17 protein-coding genes, 4 tRNA genes and 1 rRNA gene are annotated in these 21,158 nt (G+C 55.0%); all 22 read left to right on the top strand.

The genetic code is table 11. From position 1 onward, the window contains the following. Nucleotides 1–103 (top strand): 5S ribosomal RNA (gene rrf, locus L9059_RS24350); the annotation flags it as partial. A 137-nt stretch (nucleotides 104–240) separates the two neighbouring features. After that, on the top strand, nucleotides 241–1,200 hold the full coding sequence (gene birA / locus L9059_RS24345; RefSeq protein WP_247293396.1) for a bifunctional biotin--[acetyl-CoA-carboxylase] ligase/biotin operon repressor BirA: 960 nt from the start codon (nucleotides 241–243) through the stop codon (nucleotides 1,198–1,200). Then, complete coding sequence (locus L9059_RS24340; protein ID WP_247293395.1) at nucleotides 1,190–1,939, top strand: pantothenate kinase; 750 nt, start codon at nucleotides 1,190–1,192, stop codon at nucleotides 1,937–1,939. The genes birA and L9059_RS24340 overlap by 11 nt, the downstream gene beginning before the upstream one ends. Before the next feature lie 7 nt (nucleotides 1,940–1,946). Next, nucleotides 1,947–2,387, top strand: a complete 441-nt coding sequence (locus L9059_RS24335; RefSeq protein ID WP_247293394.1) for a hypothetical protein — start codon at nucleotides 1,947–1,949, stop codon at nucleotides 2,385–2,387. 142 nt (nucleotides 2,388–2,529) lie between these two features. Beyond that, a tRNA-Tyr gene (locus L9059_RS24330) sits at nucleotides 2,530–2,614 on the top strand. A 23-nt stretch (nucleotides 2,615–2,637) separates the two neighbouring features. Next, nucleotides 2,638–2,711 (top strand) — tRNA-Gly (locus L9059_RS24325). Nucleotides 2,712–2,737: 26 nt separating this feature from the next. Beyond that, a tRNA-Thr gene (locus L9059_RS24320) sits at nucleotides 2,738–2,813 on the top strand. A gap of 84 nt (nucleotides 2,814–2,897) precedes the next feature. Then, nucleotides 2,898–4,091, top strand: a complete 1,194-nt coding sequence (tuf, locus tag L9059_RS24315) for an elongation factor Tu (RefSeq protein WP_007896619.1) — start codon at nucleotides 2,898–2,900, stop codon at nucleotides 4,089–4,091. Between the two features lie 53 nt (nucleotides 4,092–4,144). Further along, nucleotides 4,145–4,220 (top strand) — tRNA-Trp (locus tag L9059_RS24310). A gap of 45 nt (nucleotides 4,221–4,265) precedes the next feature. Beyond that, a complete protein-coding gene (gene secE / locus L9059_RS24305) occupies nucleotides 4,266–4,634 on the top strand; it encodes a preprotein translocase subunit SecE (RefSeq protein ID WP_007916493.1) in 369 nt (122 codons plus the stop codon). Nucleotides 4,635–4,643: 9 nt separating this feature from the next. Beyond that, the gene (gene nusG, locus L9059_RS24300; RefSeq protein WP_007896622.1) at nucleotides 4,644–5,177 is read left to right on the top strand and encodes a transcription termination/antitermination protein NusG; all 534 of its coding nucleotides are present in this window, start codon (nucleotides 4,644–4,646) and stop codon (nucleotides 5,175–5,177) included. A 117-nt stretch (nucleotides 5,178–5,294) separates the two neighbouring features. After that, nucleotides 5,295–5,726: a 50S ribosomal protein L11 gene (rplK, locus tag L9059_RS24295; protein ID WP_003210097.1), complete on the top strand. Its 432-nt coding sequence runs from the start codon at nucleotides 5,295–5,297 to the stop codon at nucleotides 5,724–5,726. Further along, nucleotides 5,726–6,421 carry a 50S ribosomal protein L1 gene (gene rplA, locus L9059_RS24290; protein ID WP_007896626.1) on the top strand — a complete coding sequence of 232 codons (696 nt, stop codon included), beginning with the start codon at nucleotides 5,726–5,728 and terminating at the stop codon, nucleotides 6,419–6,421. The genes rplK and rplA overlap by 1 nt, the downstream gene beginning before the upstream one ends. 198 nt (nucleotides 6,422–6,619) lie before the next feature. Then, nucleotides 6,620–7,120, top strand: a complete 501-nt coding sequence (gene rplJ, locus L9059_RS24285; protein ID WP_247293393.1) for a 50S ribosomal protein L10 — start codon at nucleotides 6,620–6,622, stop codon at nucleotides 7,118–7,120. A gap of 80 nt (nucleotides 7,121–7,200) precedes the next feature. Further along, the gene (rplL, locus tag L9059_RS24280; protein WP_008145490.1) at nucleotides 7,201–7,566 is read left to right on the top strand and encodes a 50S ribosomal protein L7/L12; all 366 of its coding nucleotides are present in this window, start codon (nucleotides 7,201–7,203) and stop codon (nucleotides 7,564–7,566) included. Nucleotides 7,567–7,786: 220 nt separating this feature from the next. After that, complete coding sequence (gene rpoB / locus L9059_RS24275) at nucleotides 7,787–11,860, top strand: DNA-directed RNA polymerase subunit beta (protein WP_247293392.1); 4,074 nt, start codon at nucleotides 7,787–7,789, stop codon at nucleotides 11,858–11,860. 64 nt (nucleotides 11,861–11,924) lie between these two features. Then, nucleotides 11,925–16,124: a DNA-directed RNA polymerase subunit beta' gene (gene rpoC / locus L9059_RS24270; RefSeq protein ID WP_123365583.1), complete on the top strand. Its 4,200-nt coding sequence runs from the start codon at nucleotides 11,925–11,927 to the stop codon at nucleotides 16,122–16,124. A gap of 216 nt (nucleotides 16,125–16,340) precedes the next feature. Further along, entirely contained in the window at nucleotides 16,341–16,712 is a 372-nt protein-coding gene (rpsL, locus tag L9059_RS24265) for a 30S ribosomal protein S12 (protein WP_002555494.1), read from the top strand. Nucleotides 16,713–16,829: 117 nt separating this feature from the next. Continuing rightward, a complete protein-coding gene (gene rpsG / locus L9059_RS24260) occupies nucleotides 16,830–17,300 on the top strand; it encodes a 30S ribosomal protein S7 (protein WP_002555493.1) in 471 nt (156 codons plus the stop codon). A 30-nt stretch (nucleotides 17,301–17,330) separates the two neighbouring features. Next, the gene (gene fusA / locus L9059_RS24255) at nucleotides 17,331–19,436 is read left to right on the top strand and encodes an elongation factor G (RefSeq protein ID WP_247293391.1); all 2,106 of its coding nucleotides are present in this window, start codon (nucleotides 17,331–17,333) and stop codon (nucleotides 19,434–19,436) included. Between the two features lie 31 nt (nucleotides 19,437–19,467). Continuing rightward, nucleotides 19,468–20,661: an elongation factor Tu gene (gene tuf / locus L9059_RS24250; RefSeq protein ID WP_008145495.1), complete on the top strand. Its 1,194-nt coding sequence runs from the start codon at nucleotides 19,468–19,470 to the stop codon at nucleotides 20,659–20,661. 141 nt (nucleotides 20,662–20,802) lie between these two features. After that, nucleotides 20,803–21,114, top strand: a complete 312-nt coding sequence (gene rpsJ / locus L9059_RS24245) for a 30S ribosomal protein S10 (RefSeq protein WP_003186070.1) — start codon at nucleotides 20,803–20,805, stop codon at nucleotides 21,112–21,114. Nucleotides 21,115–21,158 lie beyond the last annotated feature (44 nt).

Below are 21,158 nucleotides of genomic sequence, written 5' to 3'. Positions count from 1 at the left end.
GAGCATTGGAACCACCTGATCCCATCCCGAACTCAGCAGTGAAACGATGCATCGCCGATGGTAGTGTGGGGTTTCCCCATGTGAGAGTAGGTCATCGTCAAGATTAAATTCCAAAACCCCTATCTGCATATGCAGGTAGGGGTTTTGTTTTTGTCCGCAGGAAACTTCAGGCCCTCGTGTTTCTATGCAACCGCTCGGTGCATGGCTATCATGCGGGCCTCATTGTGAGGCGAGACTTGCATGCTGACGTTGTTGAAGCTTCTAAAGGACGGCCGGTTCCATTCTGGTCAGGCTCTGGGTGCGGCCCTGGGTGTCAGTCGTAGTGCTGTTTGGAAACAACTCCAGCTCCTGGAGGCTGAGTTGGGCTTGTCCATCCACAAAGTTCGCGGCCGCGGCTATCAGTTGGCTGCGCCTTTGACGCTGCTTGATCCTGTGAGCATTCGCGAGACCGCCCCTTCCTGCGACTGGCCAATCCTGGTCTTCGACTCTATTGATTCCACGAACGCCGAGGCGCTGCGCGCGATCGAGCGTGGTCAGGCGACTCCATTCCTAGTAGTTGCCGAAAGACAGACTGCAGGGCGAGGGCGACGCGGGCGCAAGTGGGTCAGTCCTTTTGCGGAAAACGTCTATTACAGCCTGGTGTTGCGCATTGAGGGTGGAATGCGGCAGCTGGAAGGCCTCAGTCTGGTTGTTGGTCTCGCAGTGATGCAGGCTTTGCGCGAGCTTGGCGCTTCGAATGCCGGTCTTAAATGGCCCAACGATGTATTGGTGGGGCAGAAGAAAATTGCCGGCATTCTGCTGGAGTTGGTCGGCGACCCCGCTGACATATGTCACGTGGTGCTGGGCGTGGGGATCAATGTGAACATGCAGATGACCGATGAGGTTGATCAGCAATGGACATCGATGCGCCTGGAGACGGGCAAGGCATTTGATCGTAACCACCTGGTCGCAGTGCTTGGTGAGAAGCTGCAGGCCTACTTGCACCGTCACCAGGTCGAAGGGTTTGCTGCCATCCAGTCAGAGTGGGAGCAGAATCATCTATGGCAGGGGCGTGCTGTGTCGCTGATTGCCGGGGTCAACCAGATAGATGGCGAAGTGCTGGGTATCGATAAACAAGGTGCTTTGCGCTTGAAGGTGGATGGTGTGGAAAAAATCTTTAGCGGTGGTGAGCTCAGCCTGAGGTTGCGTGATGATTCTTGAGCTCGACTGCGGAAACAGTTTCATTAAGTGGCGAGTCCTGGGTGCAAGCGCCGGAATAGCGGTGGGCGAGGGTGTCGTTGATTCGGATCTGGCGTTGCTGGAGAGCCTGAATGCAATCGAGCGGTTGTCATTGACCTATTGCCGATTGGTAAGTGTCAGGACGACTGAAGAAACCGGTGCTCTGACCTCCTTGCTGACGAGCGCCTATGGCATATCTGTTGTCTGTACTGCGCCCTCGCGCAAAATGTCCGGTGTTCGTAATGGATATGAAGAATACGAGCGCCTGGGGCTTGATCGCTGGTTGGCGATGCTGGGTGGATTCCACCTGGCGTCGGGCGCTTGTCTTGTCCTCGATTTTGGCACAGCCGTTACCGCGGACTTTATCGACCGCGACGGCGAGCATCTGGGTGGATTCATCTGCCCCGGCATGCCCTTGATGCGTAATCAGCTGCGCACTCATACGCGTAACATCCGTTACGGCGACATCGCTGCCGAGCGGGCTTTGGAAAGCTTTGCTCCGGGTCGCACCACCGTCGAGGCGGTCGAGCGTGGATGCTCGTTGATGCTCAGGGGGTTTGTCCTGACTCAGTTGGAGATGGCGCGCAGTTACTGGGGTGAGGATTTCGTGGTTTTTCTCACCGGAGGGGATGCAGGTCTGGTCTCGGGCGTCGTCCCGGAAGCTCGTGTGGTTCCAGATCTGGTGTTCGTAGGTCTGGCAATGGCGTGCCCCCTGATCTGAGGTTTTTATGCGTTGGTTGTTCCTCTTACTGCTGGTTCTCAATGTTTTCTATTACATCTGGCATCAACAAGAAGCGCCATTGCGGGCCAAGGATGTCACCCCTTTGAGTCTGTATCGTGGTTCGCAGCAGGATATTCGCTTGCTTAAAGAATCGACTGATGCCGGGCGGGACAAGGCTAAGGCTGTTCAGCCTGATAGTGGGTGCTTGTATGTAGGGGGTTATGCGCGGCAGGACGTTGCACAGGCCGTCGAGCGAAGATTGACCGGCATGGAAATCAGGTTCCAGGTCCTGCCGCGGGATCTGCCGGATGCCCCTGGTTACTGGGTGCGTATCGCGCCTGAAAGCCGGCGTTGGCTGGATGATGTGCAGCTGCTAAACCTTTCCAGAGAATTCAATGAGTTAAAACATAAAATAATGCCGTGCGAGGGGGTTGCGCAGGCAGATTAGTTTGCATAGAATGGCGCCCGCTTCGCAGTGAAGACCTTTCAAGGCCAACGCAGCGAAACGAGGTCAACGCAGCTAACCTCAGGTTTTTAATGAGAAAATGCTTGACAGAAGGCTGGCATGATATAGAATGCCGGCTCGCTTAGGAGGGGTTCCCGAGCGGCCAAAGGGATCAGACTGTAAATCTGACGTCTACGACTTCGAAGGTTCGAATCCTTCCCCCTCCACCATTTTTAGCGAGAGTTGCAAGCTCGCGGGTATAGTTTAGTGGTAGAACCTCAGCCTTCCAAGCTGATGATGCGGGTTCGATTCCCGCTACCCGCTCCACGTTTGCAGAACTTGCACAGTGTTACGCTCTTGTAGCTCAGTTGGTAGAGCACACCCTTGGTAAGGGTGAGGTCAGCGGTTCAAATCCGCTCAAGAGCTCCATATAACAAGGCAGATATGAAAATATCTGCCTTTGTTTTAATGGCTTGTTTGACTTGTAAAATTCTTCTCCTGGGGGTGATTTCGATGGCTAAGGAAAAGTTCGAACGTAATAAGCCGCACGTCAACGTAGGCACCATTGGTCACGTCGACCACGGCAAAACTACTCTGACTGCAGCCTTGACCCGCGTCTGTTCCGAAGTGTTCGGTTCGGCAAAGGTTGACTTCGACAAGATCGATAGCGCCCCAGAAGAAAAAGCTCGTGGTATTACTATCAACACCGCTCATGTTGAGTATGATTCGGCCGTGCGTCATTACGCTCACGTTGACTGTCCTGGTCACGCCGACTACGTAAAAAACATGATCACCGGTGCTGCACAGATGGATGGTGCGATTCTGGTTTGCTCGGCCGCAGATGGTCCGATGCCGCAAACCCGTGAGCACATTCTGCTGTCGCGCCAGGTGGGCGTTCCGTACATCGTTGTCTTCCTGAACAAGGCGGACATGGTTGATGATGCGGAGTTGCTTGAGCTGGTTGAGATGGAAGTGCGCGACCTGTTGAGCACCTACGATTTCCCAGGTGATGATACTCCAATCATCATTGGTTCGGCGCTGATGGCGTTGAATGGTCAAGACGACAACGAGATGGGCACTACTGCCGTCAAGAAGTTGGTAGAGACCTTGGATAGTTACATTCCGCAGCCTGAGCGCGCTATTGATAAGCCGTTCCTGATGCCGATCGAGGACGTATTCTCGATCTCTGGTCGCGGCACTGTTGTGACTGGTCGTGTTGAGCGTGGCATTGTGCGCATCCAGGAAGAGGTCGAGATCGTTGGTCTGCGTGACACGGTCAAAACGACTTGCACTGGTGTTGAAATGTTTCGCAAGCTGCTCGACGAAGGTCGTGCAGGTGAGAACTGCGGCGTATTGCTGCGTGGTACGAAGCGTGATGATGTTGAGCGTGGCCAGGTGTTGGTCAAGCCGGGCACTGTCAAGCCGCATACCAAGTTCACTGCTGAAGTCTATGTTCTGAGCAAGGAAGAAGGTGGTCGTCACACGCCATTCTTCAAGGGTTACCGTCCGCAGTTCTACTTCCGTACGACTGATGTGACTGGTAATTGCGAGCTTCCAGAAGGTGTTGAGATGGTAATGCCGGGTGATAACGTTCAGATGACCGTTACCCTGATCAAAACCATCGCGATGGAAGATGGCCTTCGTTTCGCTATTCGTGAGGGCGGTCGTACCGTCGGAGCGGGTGTCGTAGCAAAAGTCATCGAGTAAGTTGTTGTAATGTCTTTTTCAGGCCGGCATAATGGTCGGCCTGATTTTGTTTTAGGTCAGTAGCTCAATTGGCAGAGCGACGGTCTCCAAAACCGTAGGTTGGGGGTTCGATTCCCTCCTGACCTGCCAGATTCACTTGGTGGGTTTGGCTTTCTTTTCACAGGATCTTCATAGATGACTCCTAAAGCTGAAGCTCAAGGCTCTCGCTTCGATCTGCTCAAGTGGCTAGTAGTAGTCGCTTTGGTGGTTGTTGGCGTTGTTGGCAATCAGTATTACTCTGCTTCGCCGATCCTGTACCGCGTACTCGCATTACTCGTCATTGCTGCTGTAGCTGCCTTTGTAGGCTTGCAGACAGCTAAGGGCAAGTCTTTCTTTGTACTGGTTAAGGAAGCTCGCACCGAGATTCGTAAAGTCGTATGGCCAACTCGCCAAGAAACCACGCAGACCACGTTGATCGTAGTGGCTGTTGTTCTGGTTATGGCGTTGCTGTTGTGGGGTCTTGATTCCCTGCTCGGCTGGCTTGTTTCCTTGATTGTCGGCTAAGGGTGTCCCGTGGCTAAGCGTTGGTACGTTGTGCATGCTTACTCCGGTTACGAGAAGCATGTCATGCGCTCGTTGGTAGAGCGCGTAAAGCTGGCTGGCATGGAAGATGGCTTTGGCGAAATTCTGGTTCCCACTGAAGAAGTGGTTGAAATGCGTAATGGCCAGAAACGCAAAAGCGAGCGTAAGTTCTTCCCAGGTTACGTGCTGGTCCAGATGGACATGAACGAGGGTACTTGGCACTTGGTCAAGGATACTCCTCGGGTGATGGGTTTTATCGGCGGTACTGCTGATAAGCCTGCACCGATTACAGATAAAGAGGCAGAAGCGATTCTGCGTCGCGTTGCTGATGGTAGCGACAAGCCGAAGCCGAAGACGTTGTTCGAGCCAGGTGAGTCGGTACGGGTCAATGACGGGCCGTTTGCTGATTTTACCGGCACGGTTGAAGAAGTTAACTACGAAAAGAGCCGGATCCAAGTGGCAGTGCTCATTTTCGGTCGCTCTACTCCGGTAGAGCTAGAGTTCAGCCAGGTCGAAAAGGTCTAGCTGAGCAAGCATCCCAACCCCGCAGCCTTAGGCTGTGGGGTTTTGTCGTCACTGGGATAAACGCGCAAGTAACCGGGGAGCCTTTCGAGGCGTTTGAACCCGTAATTGGAGTGCCTCATGGCCAAGAAGATTACCGCTTACATCAAGCTGCAAGTGAAGGCCGCTCAGGCTAACCCAAGCCCACCTGTTGGTCCTGCACTGGGTCAGCACGGCGTGAACATCATGGAATTCTGCAAAGCTTTCAACGCCCGTACCCAGGGTATTGAGCCAGGCCTGCCGACTCCAGTGATCATCACTGTCTACAGCGACCGTAGCTTCACTTTCGAAACCAAATCCACTCCTGCTTCGGTTCTGCTGAAGAAGGCGGCTGGTCTGACTAGCGGTTCCGCTCGTCCGAACACCGTTAAGGTTGGCACCGTGACTCGTGCTCAGCTGGAAGAAATCGCGAAAACCAAAAACGCGGATCTGACTGCAGCTGATATGGATGCAGCCGTGCGCACTATCGCCGGTTCTGCTCGTAGCATGGGCCTTAACGTGGAGGGTGTGTAATGGCTAAGTTGACCAAGCGTCAAAAGGCTATCGCCGGCAAAATCGAAGCGGGCAAGTCCTACAACTTTGTAGACGCTGCTGCTCTGCTGGCTGAGCTGTCGACTGTCAAGTTCAGCGAGTCGTTCGACGTTGCTGTGAACTTGGGCGTTGACCCGCGTAAATCTGACCAGGTCGTTCGTAGCGCTACTGTGCTGCCACACGGCACTGGCAAGACCGTTCGCGTAGCTGTGTTCACCCAGGGTCCAGCTGCTGAGGCCGCTCTGGCTGCCGGCGCTGACCGTGTAGGTATGGACGACCTGGCTGCCGAAATGAAAGGCGGCGACCTGAACTATGACGTAGTTATCGCATCCCCGGATGCAATGCGCGTTGTTGGTCAGTTGGGTCAGATCCTCGGTCCACGTGGCCTGATGCCTAACCCTAAAGTTGGCACCGTAACTCCAGACGTAGCTACCGCGGTTAAAAACGCCAAGGCTGGTCAGGTTCGTTATCGCACCGACAAAAACGGCATCATCCACACTTCCGTTGGCAAAGTCGGCTTCGATGCCGTCAAGCTGAAGGAAAACGTTGAAGCCCTGATCGCTGATCTGAAGCGTATCAAGCCAGCTTCCTCGAAAGGTATTTACGTCAAGCGCGTTACCCTCAGCACCACCATGGGTCCAGGTCTGGTCATCGACCAAGGCTCGCTCGACGCGTAAGACACAGGTTGGCGCAAGCGATTGCGCCAATTGAAAGATTGGGGTCCCTGCCTGGCGGGGGCTATCCAAGACCGTAGGCGACGCAAGTCTTAAACCTCAAGCCTACGCAGATGGTGCTCCCGGTTCCTTACCGAATCAGACACCAAAACGACATCCGGCCTCGGTTGGATGAAACGGTAACAAGCAGGAGTTAAACCCGTGGCAATTAAACTCGAAGACAAGAAGGCCATCGTCGCTGAAGTCAACGAGGCTGCCCAAGTTGCCCTGTCTGCTGTTGTGGCTGATGCCCGCGGCGTGACAGTTGGCGCTATGACCGGACTCCGTAAAGAGGCTCGTGAAGCTGGCGTTTACGTACGTGTTGTACGTAATACCCTGCTCAAGCGCGCCGTTGCTGGCACTCAATATGACGTGCTCAACGACGTGTTCACTGGCCCGACCTTGATTGCATTCTCCAAAGATCATCCGGGCGCTGCTGCTCGTATCTTCAAGGAATTCGCAAAAGGTCAGGATAAGTTCGAGATCAAGGCAGCTGCGTTCGAGGGCAAGTTCCTCGCAGCTAATCAGATCGACGTACTGGCAAGCCTGCCGACCCGTGACGAAGCAATTTCTCAGCTGATGAGCGTGATTCAAGGCGCAACCAGCAAATTGGCTCGTACTCTGGCGGCACTTCGCGACCAGAAAGAAGCAGCTGCAGCCTAAGGCTAAGCGACTCCTTTCAGCGTTTATTGTTTATTTCGATGGCCGCGTAGGCTGTCACCCCAATACAGGAATTTATAGTCATGTCTCTGACTAACGACCAAATCATCGAAGCAATCGGCGAAAAATCCGTTCTGGAAATCGTTGAGCTGATCAAGGCCATGGAAGAGAAGTTCGGCGTTTCTGCTGCCGCTGCTTCCGCTGGTCCAGCTGCTGTTGCTGCCGTTGTTGAAGAACAAACTGAATTCAACGTCATGCTGCTGGAAGCTGGCGAGAAGAAAGTTAACGTGATCAAGGCAGTACGTGAACTGACCGGTCTGGGCTTGAAAGAAGCCAAGGCAGTAGTTGACGGCGCTCCTGGCGTTGTTCTGGAAGCCGTATCGAAAGATGCAGCTGACAAAGCAAAAGCCACTCTGGAAGAAGCAGGCGCTAAAGTCGAGCTGAAGTAAGCATCGACCTTGCGTCTCCAGCCCGAGCGTTAAGCGAAAGGCTGATGGCTGGTGGCTCTTGCCACCGGCCTTTTTCCGTTATTGGCAACCGACTGGGTCGGTGCTGGTAACGAGCTGTAACCACCCGATGCGGTGGCGCAAACCATGGGGTTTGCACGATTTTCTGGCTGCTCCCGTCGGGAGGGGCCAAACAAGCAGGTGACCAAGCTGGGGAACGCTGATGGCTTACTCATATACTGAGAAAAAACGTATCCGCAAGGACTTTAGCAAGTTGCCGGACGTCATGGATGTGCCGTATCTCCTGGCAATCCAGCTGGATTCGTATCGTGAATTCTTGCAGGCGGGAGCGACTAAAGATCAGTTCCGCGACGTGGGCCTGCATGCGGCCTTCAAATCCGTTTTCCCGATCATCAGCTACTCCGGCAATGCTGCGCTGGAGTACGTCGGTTATCGCCTGGGCGAACCGGCATTTGATGTCAAAGAATGCGTATTGCGCGGTGTAACTTACGCCGTACCTTTGCGGGTAAAAGTGCGCCTGATCATTTTCGACAAAGAATCGTCGAACAAAGCGATCAAGGACATCAAAGAGCAAGAAGTCTACATGGGTGAAATCCCCCTGATGACTGAAAACGGTACCTTCGTAATCAACGGTACCGAGCGTGTAATCGTTTCCCAGCTGCACCGTTCCCCGGGCGTGTTCTTCGACCACGACCGCGGCAAGACGCATAGCTCCGGCAAACTGCTGTACTCCGCGCGCATCATTCCTTACCGCGGTTCGTGGCTGGACTTCGAGTTCGACCCGAAAGACTGCGTATTCGTGCGTATCGACCGTCGTCGCAAGCTGCCTGCATCGGTACTGCTGCGCGCGCTCGGCTATACCACTGAAGAAGTGCTCGACGCGTTCTACACCACCAACGTTTTCCACCTGAGCGGCGAAACCCTCAGTCTGGAACTGATTGCTTCGCGTCTGCGTGGTGAAATCGCTGTTCTTGATATTCAGGACGAGAAGGGCAAGGTCATCGTTGAGGCTGGTCGCCGTATTACCGCGCGCCACATCAACCAGATCGAAAAAGCCGGTCTCAAGACCCTGGAAGTGCCTCTGGACTACGTCCTGGGTCGCACTACCGCCAAGGCCATCGTGCATCCGGCAACCGGCGAAATCCTGGCAGAGTGCAACACCGAGCTGAACACCGAGATCCTGGCAAAAATCGCCAAGGCCCAAGTTGTTCGCATCGAAACGCTGTACACCAACGATATCGACTGCGGTCCGTTCGTCTCCGACACCCTGAAGATCGACTCCACCAGCAACCAATTGGAAGCGCTGGTCGAGATCTATCGCATGATGCGTCCAGGCGAGCCGCCAACCAAAGACGCTGCCGAGACCCTGTTCAACAACCTGTTCTTCAGCCCTGAGCGCTATGACCTGTCTGCGGTCGGCCGGATGAAGTTCAACCGTCGTATCGGTCGTACCGAGATCGAAGGTTCGGGCGTGTTGTGCAAAGAAGACATCGTTGCTGTGCTGAAGACTCTGGTCGACATCCGTAACGGTAAAGGCATCGTCGATGACATCGACCACCTGGGTAACCGTCGTGTTCGCTGCGTAGGCGAAATGGCCGAGAACCAGTTCCGCGTTGGCCTGGTACGTGTTGAGCGTGCGGTCAAAGAGCGTCTGTCGATGGCTGAAAGCGAAGGCCTGATGCCGCAAGACCTGATCAACGCCAAGCCAGTGGCTGCGGCGGTGAAAGAGTTCTTCGGTTCCAGCCAGCTTTCCCAGTTCATGGACCAGAACAACCCGCTGTCCGAGATCACCCACAAGCGTCGTGTGTCTGCACTCGGCCCTGGCGGTTTGACTCGTGAGCGTGCTGGCTTTGAAGTGCGTGACGTACACCCGACTCACTACGGTCGTGTATGCCCGATTGAAACGCCGGAAGGTCCGAACATCGGTCTGATCAACTCCCTGGCCGCCTATGCGCGCACCAACCAGTATGGCTTCCTTGAGAGCCCGTACCGTGTGGTGAAAGACGCACTGGTCACCGACGAGATCGTGTTCCTGTCCGCCATCGAAGAAGCTGATCACGTGATCGCTCAGGCTTCGGCCACGATGAACGACAAGAAAATGCTGATCGACGAACTGGTAGCTGTTCGTCACTTGAACGAGTTCACCGTCAAGGCGCCGGAAGACGTCACCTTGATGGACGTCTCTCCGAAGCAGGTAGTCTCGGTTGCAGCGTCGCTGATCCCGTTCCTCGAGCACGATGACGCCAACCGTGCGTTGATGGGTTCGAACATGCAGCGTCAAGCTGTACCAACCCTGCGTGCTGACAAGCCGCTGGTCGGTACCGGCATGGAGCGTAACGTAGCCCGTGACTCCGGCGTTTGCGTCGTGGCTCGTCGTGGCGGCGTGATCGACTCCGTTGATGCCAGCCGTATCGTGGTTCGTGTTGCTGATGACGAAGTTGAAACCGGCGAGGCTGGTGTCGACATCTACAACCTGACCAAGTACACCCGCTCCAACCAGAACACCTGCATCAACCAGCGTCCGCTGGTGCGTAAAGGTGATCGGGTTCAGCGTAGCGACATCATGGCTGATGGTCCGTCCACCGATATGGGTGAGCTGGCACTGGGTCAGAACATGCGCATCGCGTTCATGGCCTGGAACGGTTACAACTTCGAAGACTCCATCTGCCTGTCGGAACGAGTTGTTCAAGAAGATCGCTTCACCACGATCCACATTCAGGAACTGACCTGTGTGGCGCGTGACACCAAGCTTGGGCCAGAAGAAATCACTGCGGACATCCCTAACGTGGGTGAAGCTGCACTGAACAAACTGGACGAAGCCGGTATCGTTTACGTAGGTGCTGAAGTTGGCGCAGGCGACATTCTGGTAGGTAAGGTCACTCCGAAAGGCGAGACCCAGCTGACCCCGGAAGAAAAGCTGTTGCGTGCCATCTTCGGTGAAAAAGCCAGCGACGTTAAAGACACCTCCCTGCGTGTGCCTACCGGCACCAAGGGTACCGTCATCGACGTACAGGTCTTCACCCGTGACGGCGTTGAGCGTGATGCTCGTGCGCTGTCGATCGAGAAGACTCAACTCGACGAGATCCGCAAGGACCTGAACGAAGAGTTCCGTATCGTTGAAGGCGCAACTTTCGAACGTCTGCGCTCCGCTCTGGTAGGCCACAAGGCTGAAGGCGGCGCTGGTCTGAAGAAAGGTCAGGACATCACCGACGAAATTCTCGACGGTCTTGAGCATGGTCAGTGGTTCAAACTGCGCATGGCTGAAGATGCTCTGAACGAGCAGCTCGAGAAGGCTCAGGCCTACATCGTTGATCGCCGCCGTCTGCTGGACGACAAGTTCGAAGACAAGAAGCGCAAACTGCAGCAGGGCGATGACCTGGCTCCAGGCGTGCTGAAAATCGTCAAGGTTTACCTGGCAATCCGTCGCCGCATCCAGCCGGGCGACAAGATGGCCGGTCGTCACGGTAACAAAGGTGTGGTCTCCGTGATCATGCCGGTTGAAGACATGCCGCACGATGCCAATGGCACCCCGGTCGACGTCGTCCTCAACCCGTTGGGCGTACCTTCGCGTATGAACGTTGGTCAGATCCTTGAAACCCACCTGGGCCTTGCGGCCAAAGGTCTGGGCGAGAAGATCAACCGGATGATCGAAGAGCAGCGTAAAGTTGCTGAACTTCGCACCTTCCTCGACGAGATCTACAACCAGATCGGCGGTCGTAACGAAGATCTGGATAGCTTCTCCGACCAGGAAATTCTGGATCTGGCGAAGAACCTGCGCGGCGGCGTTCCAATGGCCACTCCAGTGTTCGACGGCGCCAAGGAAAGCGAAATCAAGGCCATGCTGAAACTGGCAGACCTGCCAGAAAGCGGCCAGATGCAGCTGACCGACGGCCGTACCGGCAACAAGTTCGAGCGCCCGGTTACTGTTGGCTACATGTACATGCTGAAGCTGAACCACTTGGTAGACGACAAGATGCACGCTCGTTCTACCGGTTCGTACAGCCTGGTTACCCAGCAGCCGCTGGGTGGTAAGGCACAGTTCGGTGGTCAGCGTTTCGGGGAGATGGAGGTCTGGGCACTGGAAGCATACGGTGCTGCTTACACTCTGCAAGAAATGCTCACAGTGAAGTCGGACGATGTGAACGGCCGTACCAAGATGTACAAAAACATCGTGGATGGCGATCACCGTATGGAGCCGGGCATGCCCGAGTCTTTCAACGTGTTGATCAAGGAAATTCGTTCCCTCGGCATCGATATCGATCTGGAAACCGAATAACACGTGACGCGAATCGAGAGCGGGGCAGGATTGCCCGCTCTCTGCTCCGCCAGGAGGAAAGGCCTTGAAAGACCTACTGAATTTGCTGAAAAACCAGGGTCAAGTCGAAGAGTTCGACGCCATCCGTATTGGATTGGCATCGCCTGAGATGATCCGTTCGTGGTCGTTCGGTGAAGTTAAAAAGCCGGAAACCATCAACTACCGTACGTTCAAACCTGAGCGTGACGGCCTGTTCTGCGCCAAGATCTTTGGCCCGGTAAAGGATTACGAGTGCCTGTGCGGTAAGTACAAGCGCTTGAAGCACCGCGGTGTGATCTGCGAGAAGTGCGGCGTTGAAGTCGCGCTGGCCAAAGTTCGTCGTGAGCGCATGGCGCACATCGAACTGGCTTCCCCGGTTGCCCACATTTGGTTCCTGAAGTCGCTGCCGTCCCGTATCGGCTTGCTGATGGACATGACCCTGCGGGATATCGAACGCGTTCTCTACTTCGAGAGCTATGTCGTTATCGATCCAGGCATGACCACCCTTGAAAAAGGTCAGTTGCTGAACGATGAGCAGTATTTCGAAGCGCTGGAAGAGTTCGGCGACGATTTCGATGCCCGCATGGGTGCCGAAGCTGTCCGTGAACTGCTGCACGCTATCGATCTGGAGCACGAGATTGGCCGTCTGCGTGAAGAAATTCCGCAAACCAACTCCGAAACCAAAATCAAGAAGCTGTCCAAGCGCCTGAAGTTGATGGAAGCCTTCCAGGGTTCCGGCAACCTTCCAGAATGGATGGTGCTGACCGTTCTGCCGGTTCTGCCGCCAGATCTGCGTCCACTGGTCCCGCTGGATGGCGGTCGCTTCGCGACTTCCGACCTCAACGATCTGTATCGTCGAGTGATCAACCGTAACAACCGCTTGAAGCGCCTGCTTGATCTGTCCGCTCCGGACATCATCGTGCGCAACGAAAAGCGTATGTTGCAGGAAGCTGTCGATGCACTGCTCGATAACGGTCGTCGTGGCCGCGCTATTACCGGCTCGAACAAGCGTCCTCTGAAATCCTTGGCTGACATGATCAAGGGTAAGCAAGGTCGTTTCCGTCAGAACTTGCTCGGTAAGCGTGTTGACTACTCCGGTCGTTCGGTAATTACCGTAGGTCCGACCCTGCGTCTGCACCAGTGCGGTCTGCCGAAGAAAATGGCTCTCGAGCTGTTCAAGCCGTTCATTTTCGGCAAGCTGGAAATGCGTGGTCTCGCAACCACCATTAAAGCTGCCAAGAAAATGGTTGAGCGTGAGCTGCCAGAGGTTTGGGACGTTCTCGCTGAAGTGATCCGTGAACACCCGGTTCTCCTCAACCGTGCACCGACCCTTCACCGTCTGGGTATCCAGGCGTTTGAACCGGTACTGATCGAAGGTAAGGCTATCCAGCTGCACCCTTTGGTCTGTGCTGCGTACAACGCCGACTTCGACGGCGACCAAATGGCCGTGCACGTACCGCTGACACTGGAAGCCCAGTTGGAAGCGCGTGCGTTGATGATGTCGACCAACAACATTCTGTCGCCAGCGAACGGTGAGCCAATCATCGTTCCGTCGCAGGACGTTGTATTGGGTCTGTACTACATGACTCGTGAAGCGATCAACGCCAAAGGCGAAGGTCGTGTGTTTGCGGATCTGCAAGAAGTTGACCGTGTGTTCCGTGCCGGCGAAGCCGCGCTGCACGCTAAAGTTAAAGTGCGAATCCACGAAACCGTCAACGATCGTGATGGCGGCAGCGTCAAGAACACTCGCATTGTCGACACCACTGTCGGCCGTGCGCTGTTGTTCCAGGTTGTTCCACCAGGCCTGTCGTATGACGTCGTCAACCAGCCTATGAAGAAAAAGGCGATCTCCAAGCTGATCAACCAGTGCTACCGCGTGGTTGGTTTGAAAGAGACCGTGATCTTCGCTGACCAGTTGATGTACACCGGTTTTGCCTATTCGACCATTTCCGGCGTTTCCATCGGCGTTAACGACTTCGTTATCCCGGACGAAAAAGCCCGCATCATCAATGCTGCAACTGATGAAGTGAAAGAGATCGAAAGTCAGTACGCCTCCGGCCTGGTAACCCAGGGCGAGAAGTACAACAAAGTGATCGACCTTTGGTCCAAGGCGAACGACGAAGTTTCCAAGGCGATGATGGCCAACCTCTCGAAAGAGAAAGTCATCGACCGCCATGGCGTCGAAGTCGACCAAGAGTCCTTCAACTCGATGTACATGATGGCCGACTCGGGCGCACGGGGTTCTGCTGCGCAGATCCGTCAGCTCGCCGGTATGCGTGGCCTGATGGCCAAGCCGGACGGTTCCATCATCGAAACGCCGATTACTGCGAACTTCCGTGAGGGTTTGAGCGTACTTCAGTACTTCATCTCCACTCACGGTGCTCGTAAAGGTTTGGCGGATACCGCGTTGAAAACTGCGAACTCCGGTTACCTGACTCGTCGTCTGGTAGACGTGGCGCAGGATCTGGTTGTGACCGAGATCGATTGCGGCACCGAACATGGCCTGGTAATGACTCCGCACATTGAAGGCGGTGACGTTGTTGAGCCGCTGGGTGAGCGCGTATTGGGTCGTGTCATTGCCCGTGACGTATTCAAGCCAGGTACCGAAGAAATCATCGTTCCTGCCGGTACATTGGTAGACGAGAAGTGGGTTGAGTTCATCGAGCTGAACAGCATCGATGAAGTGATCGTGCGTTCGCCGATCAGCTGCGAAACCCGCTACGGCATTTGCGCCAAGTGCTACGGCCGTGACTTGGCTCGTGGTCACCAGGTGAACATCGGTGAAGCGGTCGGCGTTATCGCTGCCCAGTCCATCGGTGAGCCGGGTACCCAGCTGACCATGCGTACGTTCCACATCGGTGGTGCGGCAAGCCGGACCTCCGCTGCTGACAGCGTTCAGGTGAAGAATGGCGGTACCGTCCGTCTGCACAACCTGAAGCACGTTGAGCGAGTGGATGGCTGCCTGGTTGCTGTGTCCCGTTCCGGTGAGCTGGCAATCGCTGATGACTTCGGTCGTGAGCGCGAGCGTTACAAGCTGCCGTACGGTGCTGTGATTTCGGTTAAAGAAGGTGACAAGGTCGACGCTGGCGCAATCGTGGCCAAGTGGGATCCGCACACTCACCCAATCGTTACCGAAATGAAAGGTACCGTGACCTACGTGGGCATGGAAGAAGGCATCACGATCAAGCGTCAGACTGACGAATTGACCGGTATGACCAACATTGAAGTACTCGACGCCAAAGACCGTCCAGCTGCCGGTAAAGACATCCGTCCTGCTGTGAAGATGGTTGATGACAACGGCAAGGATCTCTTGCTGCCGGGTACCGACGTGATTGCTCAGTACTTCCTGCCTGCGAACGCCCTGGTCGGTGTAGCGGATGGTGCGAAAATCGCGATCGGTGATGTTATCGCTCGTATTCCGCAAGAGACTTCGAAGACCCGTGACATCACCGGTGGTCTGCCGCGTGTTGCCGACTTGTTCGAAGCCCGTCGTCCGAAAGAAGCCTCGATTCTGGCCGAAGTCAGCGGCACCATCGCGTTCGGTAAAGAGACCAAAGGCAAGCGCCGTCTGGTCATTACCCCGAACGACGGTAGCGATCCGTACGAAGAGCTGATTCCGAAGTGGCGTCACCTGAACGTCTTCGAAGGCGAACAGGTAAACCGCGGCGAAGTTATCTCCGACGGCCCGAGCGATCCACACGACATCCTGCGCCTGCTGGGTGTAAGTGCGCTGGCCAAGTACATCGTGAACGAGATCCAGGACGTTTACCGTCTGCAAGGCGTGAAGATCAACGATAAGCACATCGAGACCATCCTGCGTCAGATGCTGCGTAAAGTTGAAATCGCTGAATCCGGCGATTCCACTTTCATCAAGGGCGACCAGATGGAATTGACTCACGTTCTGGTAGAGAACGAGCGCCTGGCTGGCGACGAGAAATTCGTTTCCAAGTTCACTCGCGTGCTGTTGGGTATCACCAAGGCGTCGTTGTCCACCGAATCGTTCATCTCGGCGGCTTCCTTCCAGGAAACCACTCGCGTACTGACCGAAGCGGCGGTAACCGGCAAGCGCGATTACCTGCGCGGCCTGAAAGAAAACGTAGTCGTGGGTCGTCTGATCCCGGCGGGTACCGGTTTGGCTTACCACAGCGAGCGCAAGCGCCGCCGTGATGCTGACAAGCCGTTGCGCGTAAGCGCCAGTGAAGTGGAAGCTGCACTGACCGAAGCGCTGAACTCTAGCGGTAACTGAGTTCTGCGATAAATGAGCGTGAGGCCCTGGCCGCTCCGTTCGTCGAATCGAGACAAATTGTCGAGATTGGATGAGCGGAGAGGTCGGGGCCTTGCCTTGACTGGGGGCAAGATCCTCTTTAGACTCTTGTACCCCTAAATTTGGCGGGAATTCGTTCCTGCCATTTTGCTTTTCTTGCAAGACAATAGCGTCGCAAGACAACAGTGGAGCTAGTAGATGGCAACTATCAACCAGCTGGTACGTCAGCCGCGTAAGCGTATCGTCGAGAAATCCGACGTGCCTGCGCTGCAGAACTGCCCGCAACGTCGTGGCGTATGCACCCGTGTGTATACCACCACGCCGAAAAAACCTAACTCGGCACTGCGTAAAGTATGCCGTGTGCGTCTGACCAACGGTTTCGAGGTTTCCTCGTACATCGGCGGTGAAGGCCACAACCTGCAAGAGCACAGCGTGGTACTGATCCGCGGCGGTCGTGTAAAAGACTTGCCAGGTGTTCGTTACCACACCGTACGCGGTTCTTTGGATACTTCCGGCGTTAAAGGTCGTAACCAGGGTCGTTCGAAGTACGGTACCAAGAAGCCTAAGTAGTAGCGGCTTTTTGTAAAACTGATTTTCTATTTTTCTGAGTCGATAAGAGTAAGGTCGGAGGCGTCCCGAAAGGGCACCGATTCCGAGCGAACCTGAAGACCGTTTGAGGGCTTATCCATGCCAAGAAGACGCGTAGCAGCCAAGCGCGAAGTGCTTGACGATCCAAAATACGGAAGCCAAATCCTGGCCAAGTTCATGAACCACGTTATGGAAAGCGGCAAGAAAGCCGTTGCCGAGCGTATCGTTTATGGCGCGCTGGAGAAGGTTAAAGAACGCAAGAACAGCGACCCCCTGGAAATCTTCGAGAAAGCTCTCGACGCCATCGCTCCGCTGGTCGAAGTGAAGTCGCGCCGTGTAGGCGGTGCTACTTACCAGGTTCCGGTTGAAGTTCGTCCGTCCCGTCGTAACGCCCTGGCAATGCGCTGGTTGGTAGACTTCGCCCGTAAGCGCGGCGAGAAGTCTATGGCTCTGCGTTTGGCTGGCGAACTGTTGGACGCTGCCGAAGGTAAAGGTGCTGCAGTTAAGAAGCGTGAAGACGTGCACCGTATGGCTGAAGCTAACAAAGCTTTCTCGCACTACCGCTTCTAATTTTAGCGTCACTAATTTTGCGAGGGCTTTATGGCTCGTACAACACCGATTAATCGCTACCGTAACATTGGTATCGTTGCTCACGTGGATGCTGGTAAAACCACCACCACCGAGCGCGTCCTTTTTTACACTGGCAAAAGTCACAAAATGGGCGAGGTGCATGACGGCGCCGCGACCACAGACTGGATGGTTCAGGAGCAGGAGCGTGGTATTACCATTACTTCTGCTGCCATTACCGCCTTCTGGCAGGGTTCCGAGAAGCAGCACAAAGACCAATATCGCTTCAACGTCATCGACACCCCTGGCCACGTTGACTTCACCATTGAAGTTGAACGTTCCCTGCGTGTTCTCGACGGCGCGGTCGTTGTGTTCTGCGGTACCTCGGGTGTTGAGCCTCAGTCGGAAACCGTATGGCGTCAAGCCAACAAGTACGGCGTTCCACGTCTTGTTTACGTAAACAAGATGGACCGTGCTGGTGCGAACTTCCTGCGCGTGATCGGTCAGATCAAGCAGCGTCTGGGTCACACTCCGGTGCCGATCCAGTTGGCTATCGGTTCCGAAGACAACTTCCAGGGCCAGATCGATCTGATGGCCATGGAAGCTGTTTACTGGAACGATGCTGACAAAGGCATGGTTCCACGTCGCGAGCCTATCCCTGCTGAGTTGCAGGAACTGGCTGACGAGTGGCGCGGCAACATGGTTGAGGCTGCGGCTGAAGCCAGCGAAGAGTTGATGAACAAGTACCTCGAAGGTGAAGAACTCACCAACGCGGAAATCAAGGCCGCTCTGCGTCAGCGTACTATCGCTGGTGAGATCGTCCTGGCTGTTTGCGGTTCTTCCTTCAAGAACAAGGGTGTTCCCCTGGTTCTCGACGCCGTTATCGACTACCTGCCTGCTCCTTCCGACATTCCTGCCATCAAGGGTACTGACCCGGATGACGAGACCAAGGAAATGGAGCGTCACGCAGACGACAGCGAGCCGTTCTCGGCTCTGGCGTTCAAGATCGCTACCGACCCATTCGTGGGTACCTTGACCTTTGTTCGAGTTTACTCGGGCGTGTTGGCCTCCGGCGACGGCGTGATCAACTCGGTTAAGGGCAAGAAAGAGCGTGTGGGTCGTATGGTGCAAATGCACGCAAACGCCCGCGAAGAGATCAAGGAAGTACGCGCTGGTGACATCGCGGCCTTGATCGGCATGAAGGACGTCACCACTGGTGAGACTTTGTGCAACGCTGACAAGCCAATCATCCTGGTTCGCATGGACTTCCCGGAGCCGGTTATTTCGGTTGCCGTTGAGCCTAAGACCAAGGACGACCAGGAAAAAATGGGTATCGCTCTGGGCAAACTTGCTCAGGAAGATCCATCTTTCCGCGTCAAGACTGATGAGGAGACTGGTCAAACGATCATCTCCGGCATGGGCGAATTGCACCTGGACATCCTGGTTGACCGGATGCGCCGTGAGTTCAACGTCGAAGCCAACATCGGTAAGCCTCAGGTTTCCTATCGTGAGCGCATCACGAAGAACTGTGAAATTGAAGGCAAGTTCGTTCGTCAGTCCGGCGGTCGTGGTCAGTTCGGCCACTGCTGGATCCGTTTTGCTCCTGCTGACGAAGGTCAGGAAGGTCTGCAATTCGTGAACGAAGTAGTGGGTGGTGTGGTTCCTAAGGAATACATCCCGGCTATCCAGAAGGGTATCGAAGAGCAGATGAAGAACGGCGTTGTTGCCGGCTATCCGCTGATCGGCCTGAAGGCTACTGTGTTTGATGGTTCCTACCACGACGTCGACTCCAACGAGATGGCGTTTAAGGTGGCTGCTTCCATGGCGACCAAGCAACTGGCCCAGAAGGGCGGTGGTGAGCTGCTTGAGCCGATCATGGCGGTAGAGGTTGTTACACCTGAAGACTATATGGGTGACGTGATGGGCGACCTTAACCGTCGTCGCGGCATGATCCTGGGTATGGAAGATACGGTTTCCGGCAAAGTAATTCGTGCTGAGGTTCCGTTGGGTGAGATGTTCGGTTACGCAACCGACGTTCGCTCCATGTCCCAAGGTCGCGCAAGCTACTCTATGGAATTCAAAAAATACAATACGGCTCCGTCGCACATCGTCGAAACCGTTACCAAAAAACAAGGCTGATTCAGCCCCTTTAGGCTAGGAGTTAATTGTCGTGGCTAAAGAAAAATTTGACCGTACCCTCCCGCACGTCAACGTTGGCACCATCGGTCACGTCGACCACGGTAAAACCACGCTGACCGCTGCTCTGACTCGCGTCTGCTCCGAAGTTTTCGGTTCGGCCGTTGTTGCTTTCGACAAGATCGACAGCGCTCCGGAAGAAAAGGCTCGTGGTATCACCATCAACACCGCACACGTTGAATACAACTCGCTGATCCGTCACTACGCTCACGTTGACTGCCCAGGTCACGCCGACTATGTGAAGAACATGATCACCGGTGCTGCTCAGATGGACGGCGCTATCCTGGTTTGCTCGGCCGCTGATGGTCCGATGCCACAAACCCGTGAGCACATCCTGCTGTCCCGTCAGGTTGGCGTTCCGTACATCGTTGTCTTCCTGAACAAGGCTGACATGGTAGACGACGCTGAGCTGCTGGAACTGGTTGAGATGGAAGTGCGCGATCTGCTGAGCACTTACGACTTCCCAGGCGACGACACCCCGATCATCATCGGTTCCGCTCTGATGGCTCTGAACGGCCAAGACGACAACGAAATGGGCACCACTGCCGTTCGTAAACTGGTTGAGACTCTGGACAGCTACATCCCAGATCCAGTTCGTGTTATCGACAAGCCGTTCCTGATGCCAATCGAAGACGTATTCTCGATCTCCGGTCGCGGTACTGTTGTAACTGGCCGTATCGAGCGCGGTATCGTCAAGGTTCAGGATCCACTGGAAATCGTTGGTCTGCGTGACACTACCGTCACCACCTGCACCGGTGTTGAAATGTTCCGTAAGCTGCTCGACGAAGGTCGTGCTGGCGAGAACTGCGGCGTGCTGCTGCGCGGCACCAAGCGTGACGACGTAGAGCGTGGCCAGGTTCTGGTCAAGCCAGGTTCGGTTAAGCCGCACACTACCTTCGAAGCTGAAGTGTACGTGTTGAGCAAAGAAGAAGGCGGTCGTCACACTCCGTTCTTCAAAGGCTACCGTCCACAGTTCTACTTCCGGACCACTGACGTGACCGGTAACTGCGAACTGCCGGAAGGCGTTGAAATGGTAATGCCAGGCGACAACATCAAAATGGTTGTCACCCTGATCAAAACCATCGCAATGGAAGATGGTCTGCGTTTCGCCATTCGTGAAGGCGGTCGTACCGTCGGCGCTGGCGTCGTAGCCAAAATCATCGCTTAATAAGTGGTGACTTGAAAAAGCCCCCGCCTAGCGGGGGCTTTTTTATTGGGTTGACACTGTGGTAGCCCGTCTATAGAATTGCGCCTCCTTTTAACGGGCGTATTGCGCTCGCTGGGAATAGCAGCCGGAGTCTGAAATCCAATGCAAAATCAGCAAATCCGTATCAGGTTGAAGGCTTTTGACCATCGCCTGATCGACCAATCCACCCAGGAAATCGTGGAAACCGCGAAACGTACTGGTGCTCAAGTGCGTGGTCCAATTCCACTGCCTACCCGTAAAGAGCGGTTCACCGTTCTGGTCTCCCCGCACGTCAACAAAGACGCGCGTGACCAGTACGAGATCCGTACTCATAAGCGCGTTCTGGACATCGTCCAGCCAACGGATAAAACCGTTGATGCTCTTATGAAGCTTGATCTTGCGGCCGGTGTGGAAGTGCAGATCAGCCTCGGCTAAGACTCGGTCTTAGTCGTGTAACGCTCTGAAATGGGCGGCCATAG

The sequence above is a fragment of the Pseudomonas violetae genome, assembly GCF_023072615.1.
Lineage (GTDB): Bacteria > Pseudomonadota > Gammaproteobacteria > Pseudomonadales > Pseudomonadaceae > Aquipseudomonas > Aquipseudomonas violetae.
Note: the sequence above shows the minus strand (reverse complement) of the source record. Positions and strands in the feature narration are given on the sequence as shown.

Excerpts from the sequence above, each read along its gene's own strand:
- birA (WP_247293396.1), top strand. The coding sequence starts at position 241 with ATGCTGACGTTGTTGAAGCTTCTAAAGGACGGCCGGTTCCATTCTGGT.
- L9059_RS24340 (WP_247293395.1), top strand. The coding sequence starts at position 1,190 with ATGATTCTTGAGCTCGACTGCGGAAACAGTTTCATTAAGTGGCGAGTC.
- L9059_RS24335 (WP_247293394.1), top strand. The coding sequence starts at position 1,947 with ATGCGTTGGTTGTTCCTCTTACTGCTGGTTCTCAATGTTTTCTATTAC.
- tuf (WP_007896619.1), top strand. The coding sequence starts at position 2,898 with ATGGCTAAGGAAAAGTTCGAACGTAATAAGCCGCACGTCAACGTAGGC.
- secE (WP_007916493.1), top strand. The coding sequence starts at position 4,266 with ATGACTCCTAAAGCTGAAGCTCAAGGCTCTCGCTTCGATCTGCTCAAG.
- rplK (WP_003210097.1), top strand. The coding sequence starts at position 5,295 with ATGGCCAAGAAGATTACCGCTTACATCAAGCTGCAAGTGAAGGCCGCT.
- rplA (WP_007896626.1), top strand. The coding sequence starts at position 5,726 with ATGGCTAAGTTGACCAAGCGTCAAAAGGCTATCGCCGGCAAAATCGAA.
- rplL (WP_008145490.1), top strand. The coding sequence starts at position 7,201 with ATGTCTCTGACTAACGACCAAATCATCGAAGCAATCGGCGAAAAATCC.
- rpoB (WP_247293392.1), top strand. The coding sequence starts at position 7,787 with ATGGCTTACTCATATACTGAGAAAAAACGTATCCGCAAGGACTTTAGC.
- rpsL (WP_002555494.1), top strand. The coding sequence starts at position 16,341 with ATGGCAACTATCAACCAGCTGGTACGTCAGCCGCGTAAGCGTATCGTC.
- rpsG (WP_002555493.1), top strand. The coding sequence starts at position 16,830 with ATGCCAAGAAGACGCGTAGCAGCCAAGCGCGAAGTGCTTGACGATCCA.
- fusA (WP_247293391.1), top strand. The coding sequence starts at position 17,331 with ATGGCTCGTACAACACCGATTAATCGCTACCGTAACATTGGTATCGTT.
- rpsJ (WP_003186070.1), top strand. The coding sequence starts at position 20,803 with ATGCAAAATCAGCAAATCCGTATCAGGTTGAAGGCTTTTGACCATCGC.